Origin of the sequence: Bartonella sp. AA89HNZF, from assembly GCF_042196905.1 — a bacterium.
Taxonomy (GTDB): Bacteria; Pseudomonadota; Alphaproteobacteria; order Rhizobiales; family Rhizobiaceae; genus Bartonella.
Window position 1 is genome coordinate 73,647 of sequence record NZ_JBHIRD010000001.1, and the last position, 11,779, is coordinate 85,425.

Consider the following 11,779-nt stretch of genomic DNA (forward strand, 5'->3'; position numbering starts at 1 on the left):
ACTATTTCTAGAACTATTCTAGGTACAATTGCATAAAAAATGTGTTTTTTATTCTATAATGCACTAAAGAATATGAAAATAAAAACAAAATAGGCAATCACATGGTGTTATCAGGCAAAGATCTAGCTGCTTACAGAAACGAGGAAATTCTGTTTCAAGGTCTTTCTTTTTGTTTATTTTCACAGCAACTTATGACAATCACCGGTCCTAATGGTATCGGAAAGTCTACATTACTCCGAATCATTGTCGGTCTTCTTGAAGCTGCTGAAGGTCATATAATCCTTAAAGACCATAATCAAGCATACCCTGTTGCAACTGCCTGTCATTACCTTGGTCCTCAAAACGCTATGAAACCTCTCTTATCTGTCATTGATAATTTGCAATTTTGGGCAGAATTTTATGGTCAACATTTACGCTTTGTGCATGAAGCCCTTGCCGATATTGGTCTTTCTGATCTTGAACATTTACCCTTTAACACTCTGTCAACTGGACAACAAAGACGTGTCGCTATTGCCCGTCTTTTACTCTCCTATCGTCCTATTTGGATTTTGGATGAACCAATATCTGGTCTCGATAACCATGCTCAGAAACTCCTTGCCCGTATTTTCCAGCGTCATCTCAATCAAGGTGGTATGATTATCGCCGCGACTCATAATTCCCTAGGTATTCCAGAAAACCATACCATCGCTCTGGAAAAATTTTTACCTCTCTAGGAGAGAATAAAGAGAATAAAATGAAAGCACTGTTCTGGCGTGATCTTAAACTATTATTAGCGCTACAAGCTACTTCACTAACAGGATTATTGTTTTTCATCGCTGTTGTTGTCATAACCCCCTTTGCCATTGGACCAGATCCCAAAACTCTTGCACAAATAGGACCAGGTATATTGTGGTTTGGAGCCCTTCTTGCAGGGCTCCTCAATCTGAACAAACTTTTCCAAATCGATCGCGATGATGGTAATCTCGACCAATTTATCCTTTCAGAACAAAGACAAAGTTTTACACTAATTGTCTTTACCAAATGTCTTGCCCATTGGGTAGGAACAATGCTTCCTCTTATTTTTGCTACACCTATTTTAGCCCTCATGCTTCATTTAGATGTAGTAATAACTTTTACAACAATACTTACCCTTTTATGCGGAACACCAGCTATTATTTTTATTGGTGCTATAGGCGCTGCACTCGCAACCTCATTGTTGCATAGTACTTTGCTTATTTTTATCATTATCTTGCCGTGGATCATTCCAATTATGATTTTTGGTGTTTCCGCTGCTACAGCCCCAATAAACCCAAATACCTCTTTTCTCACTTCCCTAGCTCTTCTCAGCGCTTTTTCACTTCTTTTGAGTCTCTTTAGCTCTTTTGTTGCTGCGATAACGCTTAAACTTTTATCAGAATAATAAAAGTTGATTGCCGCATAGCAAAACTCTGCCTATTATGAATTTTATGAATGAAATAATGCGCACATATAAAATGAGATCACTCCCTATAAGTTTTACCCATTTCATGAAAATAAGCAAAATGATTTTGCCTTGGTTAGCCAGCATAACATTGTGTTTTCTTATCTTTGGATTGATTCTTGTGATGCATTCCCCTGATGACTATCAACAAGGGATTACTGTTAAGATTATGTACCTTCATGTACCCTTTGCGTGGTTGTCTACATTCTGTTATATAACGATGAGTACCGCGGCATTAGGAAATTTGATTTGGAAATATCATCTTGCTGATGTGGCACTCAAATGTGGGGCGCCCATTGGAGCAATTTTCACCGTCTTGGCTCTTATGACAGGAGCACTTTGGGGACGACCTACATGGGGAACATGGTGGGTCTGGGATGCTCGGTTAACATCAGTTTTAATTCTGCTTTTTATCTATCTTGCTATTATCCTGCTTGGACGAGCTTTCGACAACCCAATAAAAGCCGCGCGCGCTACTGCAATTCTTACACTTGTTGGATTTGTTAATATCCCTATTATTAAATTTTCTGTTAATTGGTGGAATACATTGCATCAACCCGCATCATTGTTACGCGCTGGAGGACCAACAATCGACAATGCTATGTTATGGCCCCTTATAACAATGCTCTTTTGTTTCATCTTTATGTTTATTACGCTCTATTTGATGGCTATGCGAAATGAAATCAATCATCGTTATATCCAAATACTTCAGATAAAAAAATCCCGTCGTGCACAACAATAGGCGCTTCATTATGCTCGACCTCAATGGCATCCACGGCGGACTTTTAGGAAATCTATCTCAGAAAATTGATTTTTTCCTGAGCACCCTTAAACACGAGCAAATTGTTGTTTTAAGCTATGTGCTTTCTGCAATATCCCTCTTATGTCTTATTGGATATATTCTTTGCAAAGCTCTCTACCAAAAAAAAATTCTCCAACAGCTAAACAAAAAAGAGCTGTCACAAAAAGATAAAGTATAATGAAAAACATCCCTCCAAAACTTAAAAAAAATATATCTTTGCCTGTTCTGCTTGTTTTTTTTGGACCATTTGTGCTTTTTCTTCTTCTCATGATGTTTTTTTTCAACTTTATGGATAAAAAACACCTTCAAGATTCTTCTCTTCTCCCAAACGCATTAGCTGAAAAACCTGCTCCCAATATTTATCTTCCTCTTCTTGATAAAGAAAGTTATCTCAATTCAAAACAGTTTAAAGGACGTGTCACATTGGTCAATTTTTGGGGTTCTTGGTGTTTACCCTGTCGCGAAGAGCATCCTCTTCTTATGAAAATTGCACAAGATAAACGTTTTGATCTAATTGGCATTAATTATAAAGATAACAAAGCAAATGCCCTGCGCTTTTTAAACAGTTTTGGTAATCCTTTTAAATTTATTGGCTTTGATGATTCAGGATATACAGCTATTGACTGGGGGGTGTATGGACCACCAGAAACCTTTCTCTTGAATAAAGAGAGTATTATTATTGCCAAACATGTTGGTCCCTTAACATGGCAAATTTATCAAAAAAAAATTCTACCAAAAATTGAACAAGCGATTATGACAGAAGAAAAATAATGCAGGTTTGTAAAAACATAACGTTTTATCATGCTATGTATTGCTATTTTATTTATACGGCCACTTATTCTTCTTAGAAAAATTTGACAAGAGTATTATCATTGTTGATTCAAAAACATATGTAAAGAAATATCTGTAGAACAAACCTCCAAAATATGACAAAAATTTTAAGTAGTTTTCATTTTTCCTTAGCGATTAAATATCTGTTTGGGAGCTTTAGTTTTGATTATTTGGACAAAACAATATTGCTATAGAACCATCGTTAGCTTAATGACAGCAACAAACTATTGTTTTCAAAATCATATAGTATTTTTTCTCCGCTTTTTTATCTGAAATACACATTGTTATGAGGGGACTTCACCACTATTCTCATCTTTATAAAATAATAAATCTGCTTTTTTGCAGCGTCATTGTTATATTTATTCCCATTACACTTATCTGTTCGTAATAGACTCCATAAAGCCTATATTGAATCTATACATTCTTATTCTCTCGATAATTTCCCTTATGATTATAACTAATAAGCTTTATTGAGTCTTAATAAGATAAATTCGAGTAAGAAAATATGACTACAATCAAAAAGTCTCATTTAACAGAGAAGATAAGTTATGAGTACATAATCAATTTATCAATGAACATTATAAAAGAATTCATTGTAAGAAATAAACTTTTGAGATGTAAAAAGTACAAAAGAAGCTTTTTCGAGAAGAGGAAATATATTTTACAGAGAACTCTTTTTTAAGCACTCTATGACGTAATTACTGATTTCAACAGAAAGATCACTCGTATACACTAAAAAAACTCTAAAACAAGAAATATTCTAGAAGTTCATATGAGCTTATGCGTAAACTTTTATGACGCAAATAAAATAGGCTTTTGTTGCAATCATCATTTTTTATGAAAAATATTTGATTATGTTTTTTCTTCTAGAAATTCTTGCGGTGTAAAACGATACGTTTTTGAGCAAAATTCACATGTGACTGAAATATAGTTATCTTTAACCATTTTATTGCGTTCATCACTAGGAAATCCTTCTAGGATTCCTTTAATTTTTTCGCATGAACAAGAACATTGATCGACAAGAGAAAAAGAATTAAAAACTCTAACACCTTGTTCATGAAAAAGACGAAACAATAACTGTTTACTACCCACTTGGGGATCTGTTAATTCTGAACTTTCAATCGTTTTCATGAGTATTTTAGCTTCCTGCCATTGGTTATTCAATTGGGTGTTGGTTTTCTTTTCTTCTCGCTTTTGATGAGGAGCATCTATTTTATGATGAGACGATTCTTGGGGTAAAAGTTGGGTCAAAATACCTCCAGCTCGCCAGCTTTTCTGGGGTTTTCCTTGTTGGTCACGATTAATTAATATGGCAACAGCCAAACGAATATCGGTAGGAATTTGCTCTGATTGATCAAAATAAATACGAGAAGCTTCTTGTAAATTTGATCCCTCTAATGCAACTATCCCTTGATAGGGTTGCATGTGGGGACCTTGATCAATTGTGAAAGCTAAAGTGCCTTTTCCTAAAAGTATTTCTGAAGAGGTTTGACCATTGTCTATGGCTTGTTTAAGCTGTTCCTTATCAAAACGAGCATATCCACGTAAACTGGAAGGAGGCGAAAAATCGCACACCAACATATTAACCGGTCCATCGGAATGGGTTTGTAGAATAAATTTTCCCGTAAGTTTTAGAGAAGTTCCAATCAGAACCGTTAAAAGTAAAGCTTCTGCTAGAAGATAAGAAACCGGTTCAGGGTATTGATGTCTTGTGAGAATAGAATTTAAAGTTTCCCCAAGTTGTACGGCACGTCCACGGATATCAAGTTCTTCAACTTGAAAGGGAATAACACTATCATCTTCATGCAAGAAGCTGTTGTTGAGAGAGGCTTCATCCTTAGCTTGTTCACTCATAGCTTTACCTTTTTTATATAATTTGTTGTAGGGAGGCTATTGTGGAGAGAAAAACGCATCTTGTAAACACCAAGAAAGAATTGCTTTTTGAGCATGAAGACGATTTTCAGCCTCATCGAAGACAACGGAGTGCGGTCCATCAATCACAGAATCAACCACTTCTTCACCACGATGAGCAGGAAGACAATGCATAAAAAGAGCATCCGGTTTTGCTAATTTCATGAGAGCTTCATTTACTTGATAAGGCTGAAAAATAGAATGACTGCGAGCACGAAACTCTTGTCCCATGGAGACCCATGTATCGGTCATAATACAATCAGCATCTTGAGCCGCTTCTTGGGGATTATGGGTTAGCATAAGATGCGCTCCCCGCTCACGTGCCCAATGTACAAATTGTTCTTGTGGCTCACTGCCCTTTGGTGTGGCAACACGCAAATGAAAACCAAAAAGAGCTGCAGCTTCAATTAAGGAATGGAGCACATTATTACCATCTCCCATCCATGCAAATATTTTGCCAGCAATTGACCCTCTATGTTCCTCATAGGTTAAGATATCTGCTAAAATTTGGCAAGGATGTGTATCATCTGTAAGGGCATTAATGACAGGAATTTGTGCATATTGTGCCAATTCGAGCATACGTTGATGTTTTGTTGTTCGTAATATCACGATATCCACAAAACGGGATAAAACTCGAGCCGTGTCAGCTATAGTTTCACTGTGACCAAGCTGCATCTCTGAGCCCGTGAGCATGATTGTATCTCCCCCAAGCTGGCGCATACTGATATCGAATGAAATACGGGTTCGTGTGGATGGTTTTTCAAAAATCATCGCGAGCGTTTTACCTATAAAAGGTTTTGAACCTTTTCCTGCTTTAAAAGATGCTTTAAGGATTTTTGCATAATCGATTAATGCACGTGCCATTGCTGGCGTTAAAATGGATAAATCCGTGAAATGACGAAGAGCATTTGTCATGTGTGTGATATTTGTCTGTCCTTATTTATTTTCGAAAGATAAGAAATTGCTTTTTCAATACGACGCAAACTTTCATCTATTTCTTCTTCCTTGATAATAAGAGGAGGCAATAAGCGCACAACGTTATTGTTGGCAGCAACACTTAAGAGATATTCACTTTCCAAGGCATTAACAACAAGATTTGAAGGCACAACACACTGAATGCCCATCATAAGCCCCATCCCCTGAACAGCGCAGATAATATCAGGATAGATATTGAGAATGTGCAAAAGTCCATTTTTTAATTTATCCCCCATACGCTGAACATGGTTGAGAAAACTTGGCTCTAACAAAATATCAAGAATACTATTTCCTACAGCCATTCCAAGCAAATTGCCTCCAAAGGTTGATCCATGCGTCCCAGGTGTCATACTTTTTGCAACTTTATCCGTTGCAAGGCAAGCACCTAATGGAAATCCACCTCCTAGTCCTTTTGCAAGGGTAAGAATATCAGGCGTGACATCACTCCATTCATAGGCAAAAAGCTTTCCTGTTCGTCCTACACCCGTTTGGACTTCATCTAAAATCAATAACAGACCATTATCATCGCATATTTTGCGCAAAAATCTTAAATATTCATGAGGGACCGTTCGTATTCCTCCTTCTCCTTGAATAGGTTCAATAAGAATAGCGGCGGTATTTTTATTAATAACGTTACGCAAAGCGGTTTCATCACAAAAAGGGACTTGAATAAATCCACCAGCTTTAGGTCCAAAGCCTTCAAGATATTTTTCATGCCCAGTCGCAGCAAGTGCTGCAAGTGTACGTCCATGAAATGCCCCTTCAAAAGTAATTATTTCAATGCGTGTTGAATGACCAGCGGCATAGTAATAATGACGCGCTGTCTTAAATGCGCATTCTAATGCTTCAGTGCCTGAATTGCAGAAAAAAACCTTATCTGCAAAACTATTTGCACAAAGCCGCGTAGCAAGAGCTGCTTGTTCAGGAGATTGAAAAAGATTGGAAACATGCCAAAGCTTTTCAGCTTGTATTTTGAGTGTATCAACCAATTTTGGATGTGAATACCCTAATGCATTAACAGCAATGCCAGATGTGAAATCAAGATAATGTTCTCCTTTATCGGAAATAAGCCATACACCATGCCCTTGTTCAAAATGCAAATTTCGTCGTGCGAAGCATTCATAAAGTGGTTGTACAGAGATGGTGTCCATCATAATTTCCTTTATATTTTAACCTTTTCAATATATATACAAAGCAACACTACAAATAAAACAACATGGTACATTTCGTTACGGTGCTTTCAACTTTCATTGCGATTAATGATTACACCTATGGAATAGATCATTACACCAATTGAAAAAAAGTCAATGAAGGTTCTATAAATAAGCGTTTTGGAAAAAAACCTAAACAAAAGTGAAAGCTTAACCTATGATTGATTGGCAAGTTGGGGAAAACATTCTAAATAAACTCTTCAAAAGGCAAAGACTCTTGTCATAAAGTGAGTGCATATTGTAATTTATGATATAGTGAAAAGAATGATGTGTTTTGATTTGTGAGTTCCATAGGTTGGATGATTTTTTTATGCTCGTTTAGAGTGTAAAGTTCTTTCATTCAGTGCAATGAAAACATTATTGAAACATTTGAAGATGCAAAGGGGGAGAGCATCTTAGTGACGTAATCGGAATGGAGTGCTGGTATGGGTTGGACATGTGAACGCGTTGAGCTTCTTAAAAAGCTTTGGAGTGAAGGATTAAGTGCAAGTCAAATTGCTGCTCAATTAGGTGGGGTCAGCAGAAATGCAGTCATCGGCAAAGTACATCGATTAAAGTTACCAGGTCGTGGTAAGACAGCACAAGGAAGCACGCGTTCGCAAAAAACTCCTGTGGGAAGCAGCAGCTCATCATCTCCACGTGTGCGTCGCAACACATCCACGGTATCGCCAATAAACACATCAGCTGTAAGTATTGAAGAAACCGCTTTAAAGACAGAATTTGTAGTGGAAGATGTAAAAGAAGTTGATATGTCCACAAAATCCAATGTAGTTGTGCCTATATCACGTCAACTTAATCTTCTACAATTGAGTGAAAATACATGTAGATGGCCGGTTGGCGATCCATTATCAGCAGATTTTCATTTTTGTGGTGCAGATTCTGATGAAAATAGCCCTTATTGTGCCTTTCACGCTAAGCTAGCATTTCAACCAATATCTGAAAGACGTCGGATAAGAGTGTAATATCCTCCGATTGAATCTCGTATTCTACGTCTCATTATTTTTAATTATTGAATTATTATGAGAAAGAAATTTGTTCTTTAATGAATGAAAAAATTTCTTCATGAAAGCATTCATCGTAAATTGTATCTTTTGATGCGAGTGTGTGGCTATGTGTTGTAAAATGTCTATTGTTGTTTATTTTTACGATTCTCTTTAATTCAGTTATACAGTTTTTAAAACTATCCATAGTAGCAATATCTTTTGAAGAACGTAGTTTCTTAATTTCTCATGTTTTTATTTTTCATATACTTAATAGATTAATGCATTGATTTATAAAACAATTTATCATTTTACATCCTGAATCAGATCCGCAAATATGATAAGACTCTCTCATTTTAAGTCTTCTTATATTGAATTAATAAAAACCTTTCGTTTGCACATCACAAACGAGATGAGAGCCGTGTAGAGTAAAAACACTTAAAGAAAAGCACACGGCTTATAAACTTTCTCAAGTACTAAGGGGAAATTCAAGGGCTGTCGCCATATTGGGAAGTGGTAAATCACGTTAGAATATCCGACCTTGCACTTTATATGTAAGTGTAAAGATGGTGGTGTACAATGAATTTTGTACACCTCATGGAGATTACTTTTTACACGCCCTTCCATAAAATGAATTTGAAAATATTAGGAGATATTTTTTTAATAAGCATGTGAATATGTAGTATAAGTATGTTCTGCCTGAAACATTCTGTTTTTCGTGAGTGCTGTTATCACATTAAATCTGTAAAAACAAAAGTATGAGGCAATGAGAGAGTGTAAAACAATGGTCTTTATAAGCCTTTATAAGAAAATTAAAAAATAAAGGGATATTGTATTTAAGGCTTTTGCGCAATATATGGAAATAATTAATTATCATTATTAATCAGTATATTATCACGTCTTTTCTATAACCTGTAATATACGATATCTTATAAAATCAATATTGAACCTAAAACGACCACAATAACATCACATTGCTTTTCACAATACGGAACGGCGCAACCAAACATAAAGCGCACCTTCTCCGCCATGTTGACGCGCTGATTTTTCAAACGCATGGACATAATATCGAAAAGCTGGTGTTGATAACCAATACGGAACAAATCTATACAAAGCTCCATCGCTCCCAACGGATCGTCCTTTTCCTGTAATCACAAGAACATAACGCAATCCTCTCTGCTGAGAGGATTGTAGAAATTTTTTTAAGAAAAAATAAGCTTCTTCCTGCATATAACCGTGGAGATCAAGACGCGCCTCAAGAGGATAACGACCTTGGGAAATTTTACGATGTGCAACATGATCAAAGAAATGAACCTTTTGTGCTTGTGTAACTGCCCTCTTTTCTCTTTTAATAATTGTCGAGGGTTGTTGATTTTCCTGAGACAATAAGGAGATTTGAGTTACAGGCTGTTTTTTATCATTAATATTTGCAATAGTTTCTGAAGTAGAAGAGAGCATCTTACCGTGAAGCGGTGTTATCGTACGACAAACCATCTCCCATAAAAGGCGATCTTGTGAAGCCAATAAATCTCTTTTTTGTCTCCATTTATTTGAGGACATTTTAATTTCTCATAAATCATTGAATGCTTATGGAAGAAAAACAAAAAGTATTTTAATTTTCATTTTCTGTAGCAAAAAGCTTCCAGTTGGGATCTGACGATAAACTATTGCGAACAAAAGTCCAAATATCCCTGATTTCTACAATAGCATCAGGATCACCGTCTATACGCTCGCCCTGTTCATTATAAGTAACAGAAATCATCTCACTGACAATACGTATCGTTAAAAGTTCGTCTTTTTCTTGTATTGCCGCCGAGACAAACTCGATCTTATTAATTCCAACAAAAGTAAACTCTATTCTTTCTTTGTTTTTTTCTCGTTGTTCAATCGCTGTACAAAAGTTTTCAAAAACATTCTGACAAAGCAAGCTTTTTAGTTGACTGCGATCACCTTTGGCAAAAGCTGTTACAATCATTTCATAAGCAATTTGTGCACCTTTTATAAAAAATTGAGGAGAAAAATGCGGGTCAATTTTACGCAGTGCTCGCAAATTTTTATTCAAAATACTTCCCTCTGGTGCAATTTCATCAATTTCACTAAAATTGCCTTTTTCTGAATTTTTCTGATGAGGGAACGAAACAATATTATCTGTCGTTTCTGTCTCATCTTGTTTTTTAGAACGTCGTGAATAAGGATCAAAGGGTGGCTTTTCAAACCCAATTCGTTTCCCTAATACATTACGGAGTTGCACAAAAATAACAACCATAATAACAAGAGCGATGACAAGTATAACGTCAAATTCCATAGGCGCTGTCAATCTCCAAAGATTAAGTCTCTAATAAACATTGCAGTCAATACCATTTATCAATAAATATGTAAAATAAGGAATCTTATCATTCAAATATTTTTATAGATTTTATATTTAAACGGAGTTCTCTTAAGAATTTCTCCCCCTACTCATCCAGAAGGAAATTTTCATGTGATAAAACTTTATTCTATAAATCCTCGTTTTTTTGTTGTTATCTTTCTTTGCATTCTTTTAATCGAGATTGCTGGTTTTATCTTTGTTGGTCAAGAAATTGGTATTTTAGCAACCTTGAGTCTGGTTATTCTCACAACCATAGTTGGGGTTGTTTTATTGCGAATTCAAGGGATTAGCCTTTTAAAAAACATACAAACTGAACTTATCCAAGGACGCACATTAGAAAATAATATTATCAATGATGCTTTCATTATGTTCAGTGCGATTTTACTTATTCTTCCCGGCTTTGTAAGTGATCTCTTGGGAATATTACTTCTTATTAAACCAATTCGCTCTGTTGTTTGGCATTTCTTTTCATCATTAAAAAACAAAATGAATCAAAATACTAAAAGAAAAAATGACTCTGAAAAAATAATTGACCTTAACGCAGAAGATTACACAATTCATGATACGACAGAATCTCCATGGCGCAAAAATGATGATAACCATTGAAATGCCTAAAAAATCTGTAACAAACTAAAAAAATATTCAAGATAAAGAGCGCATTTCTTGCAACCTTTTGCAAGGCGTGATAACCAATCTGGTCTTTAGATCTAAAATAAATATACATATTATAATGAGAGAGGTTCGTCGTATGGCCGAAGGTGAAATGAATAACAGTGGTGGAGAGCCGGTTTTTGCCGTATTAACTCAATATTTAAAAGATTTATCATTCGAAAACCCTGGTGCTCCTCGTTCATTGCGTGCACGTGAAAAGTCACCACAAATTGATATCAACATCAATGTCAATGCTAACCCAATTGGTGATGATAATTATGATGTCGTTTTGTCTCTCTCCGTTAAAGCCAATGATGACACTGAAACCTTATTTCATGTAGAACTGATTTACGGTGGTGTTTTCCACCTTAAAAACATTCCACAAGAACATGTTATGCCACTGGTCTTTATTGAATGTCCCCGTCTTTTATTTCCATTTGCTCGCCAAATTATATCTGATGCTACTCAAAGTGGTGGTTTTCCACCTTTGTGGATTGACCCTATTGATTTTGCAGCACTCTTCCAAAAGCGTCTTGCTGAAGAACAAAAAGACAGTCAAATACAGCCCTCTTAAAAAGTTTATTCTTTTGC

At 35.9% G+C, this 11,779-nt stretch carries 11 protein-coding genes and 2 pseudogenes; 8 read left to right on the forward strand and 5 right to left on the reverse strand.

What is annotated here, in order from left to right; all coding sequences use genetic code 11:
- The first annotated feature begins 101 nt into the window (after positions 1 to 101).
- From ccmA to ACFIN0_RS00245, 5 genes and pseudogenes are all read left to right on the forward strand, one after another.
- Complete coding sequence (ccmA, locus tag ACFIN0_RS00225; RefSeq protein ID WP_375701678.1) at positions 102 to 713, forward strand: heme ABC exporter ATP-binding protein CcmA; 612 nt, start codon at positions 102 to 104, stop codon at positions 711 to 713.
- 20 nt (positions 714 to 733) lie between these two features.
- Positions 734 to 1,399: a heme exporter protein CcmB gene (ccmB, locus tag ACFIN0_RS00230; protein WP_375606184.1), complete on the forward strand. Its 666-nt coding sequence runs from the start codon at positions 734 to 736 to the stop codon at positions 1,397 to 1,399.
- A 46-nt stretch (positions 1,400 to 1,445) separates the two neighbouring features.
- A pseudogene (locus ACFIN0_RS00235) lies at positions 1,446 to 2,248 on the forward strand (heme ABC transporter permease).
- Positions 2,212 to 2,464 (forward strand): annotated as a pseudogene (locus ACFIN0_RS00240) (hypothetical protein). The pseudogenes ACFIN0_RS00235 and ACFIN0_RS00240 overlap by 37 nt, the downstream one beginning before the upstream one ends.
- Entirely contained in the window at positions 2,439 to 3,032 is a 594-nt protein-coding gene (locus ACFIN0_RS00245; protein ID WP_375606183.1) for a DsbE family thiol:disulfide interchange protein, read from the forward strand. Before ACFIN0_RS00240 ends, ACFIN0_RS00245 begins: the two are co-directional and overlap by 26 nt.
- Positions 3,033 to 3,944: 912 nt before the next feature.
- Here the strand turns inward: ACFIN0_RS00245 and ACFIN0_RS00250 are convergent.
- Genes ACFIN0_RS00250 through ACFIN0_RS00260 form a run of 3 tightly spaced genes read right to left on the reverse strand, consistent with a single transcriptional unit; the run spans position 3,945 to position 7,129 of the window.
- On the reverse strand, positions 3,945 to 4,946 hold the full coding sequence (locus ACFIN0_RS00250) for an Hsp33 family molecular chaperone (RefSeq protein ID WP_375610029.1): 1,002 nt from the start codon (positions 4,944 to 4,946) through the stop codon (positions 3,945 to 3,947).
- Positions 4,947 to 4,982: 36 nt separating this feature from the next.
- Positions 4,983 to 5,918: an ornithine carbamoyltransferase gene (gene argF, locus ACFIN0_RS00255; RefSeq protein WP_375606181.1), complete on the reverse strand. Its 936-nt coding sequence runs from the start codon at positions 5,916 to 5,918 to the stop codon at positions 4,983 to 4,985.
- Positions 5,915 to 7,129 (reverse strand): aspartate aminotransferase family protein, encoded by a 1,215-nt coding sequence (locus ACFIN0_RS00260; RefSeq protein WP_375606227.1) that lies wholly within the window; start codon positions 7,127 to 7,129, stop codon positions 5,915 to 5,917. Before ACFIN0_RS00260 ends, argF begins: the two co-directional genes overlap by 4 nt.
- Positions 7,130 to 7,614: 485 nt before the next feature.
- Between ACFIN0_RS00260 and ACFIN0_RS00265 the strand changes: the two genes are divergently transcribed.
- Positions 7,615 to 8,151, forward strand: a complete 537-nt coding sequence (locus ACFIN0_RS00265) for a GcrA family cell cycle regulator (RefSeq protein ID WP_375610028.1) — start codon at positions 7,615 to 7,617, stop codon at positions 8,149 to 8,151.
- 999 nt (positions 8,152 to 9,150) lie between these two features.
- Here the strand turns inward: ACFIN0_RS00265 and ACFIN0_RS00270 are convergent.
- Together ACFIN0_RS00270 and ACFIN0_RS00275 are read right to left on the reverse strand one after the other, a co-directional pair.
- Positions 9,151 to 9,729 (reverse strand): Smr/MutS family protein, encoded by a 579-nt coding sequence (locus tag ACFIN0_RS00270; RefSeq protein ID WP_375701679.1) that lies wholly within the window; start codon positions 9,727 to 9,729, stop codon positions 9,151 to 9,153.
- 52 nt (positions 9,730 to 9,781) lie between these two features.
- On the reverse strand, positions 9,782 to 10,474 hold the full coding sequence (locus ACFIN0_RS00275) for a Tim44/TimA family putative adaptor protein (protein ID WP_375606178.1): 693 nt from the start codon (positions 10,472 to 10,474) through the stop codon (positions 9,782 to 9,784).
- A gap of 174 nt (positions 10,475 to 10,648) precedes the next feature.
- Between ACFIN0_RS00275 and ACFIN0_RS00280 the strand changes: the two genes are divergently transcribed.
- Entirely contained in the window at positions 10,649 to 11,143 is a 495-nt protein-coding gene (locus tag ACFIN0_RS00280; RefSeq protein ID WP_375608953.1) for an FxsA family protein, read from the forward strand.
- Between the two features lie 142 nt (positions 11,144 to 11,285).
- Positions 11,286 to 11,762, forward strand: coding sequence for a protein-export chaperone SecB (gene secB / locus ACFIN0_RS00285; protein WP_375610026.1), 477 nt, complete (start codon positions 11,286 to 11,288; stop codon positions 11,760 to 11,762).
- Positions 11,763 to 11,779: the final 17 nt, after the last annotated feature.

Excerpts from the sequence above, each read along its gene's own strand:
- ACFIN0_RS00265 (WP_375610028.1), top strand. The coding sequence starts at position 7,615 with ATGGGTTGGACATGTGAACGCGTTGAGCTTCTTAAAAAGCTTTGGAGT.
- argF (WP_375606181.1), bottom strand. The coding sequence starts at position 5,918 with ATGACAAATGCTCTTCGTCATTTCACGGATTTATCCATTTTAACGCCA.
- ACFIN0_RS00275 (WP_375606178.1), bottom strand. The coding sequence starts at position 10,474 with ATGGAATTTGACGTTATACTTGTCATCGCTCTTGTTATTATGGTTGTT.
- ACFIN0_RS00250 (WP_375610029.1), bottom strand. The coding sequence starts at position 4,946 with ATGAGTGAACAAGCTAAGGATGAAGCCTCTCTCAACAACAGCTTCTTG.
- ACFIN0_RS00245 (WP_375606183.1), top strand. The coding sequence starts at position 2,439 with ATGAAAAACATCCCTCCAAAACTTAAAAAAAATATATCTTTGCCTGTT.
- ccmB (WP_375606184.1), top strand. The coding sequence starts at position 734 with ATGAAAGCACTGTTCTGGCGTGATCTTAAACTATTATTAGCGCTACAA.
- ACFIN0_RS00260 (WP_375606227.1), bottom strand. The coding sequence starts at position 7,129 with ATGGACACCATCTCTGTACAACCACTTTATGAATGCTTCGCACGACGA.
- ccmA (WP_375701678.1), top strand. The coding sequence starts at position 102 with ATGGTGTTATCAGGCAAAGATCTAGCTGCTTACAGAAACGAGGAAATT.
- ACFIN0_RS00270 (WP_375701679.1), bottom strand. The coding sequence starts at position 9,729 with ATGTCCTCAAATAAATGGAGACAAAAAAGAGATTTATTGGCTTCACAA.
- secB (WP_375610026.1), top strand. The coding sequence starts at position 11,286 with ATGGCCGAAGGTGAAATGAATAACAGTGGTGGAGAGCCGGTTTTTGCC.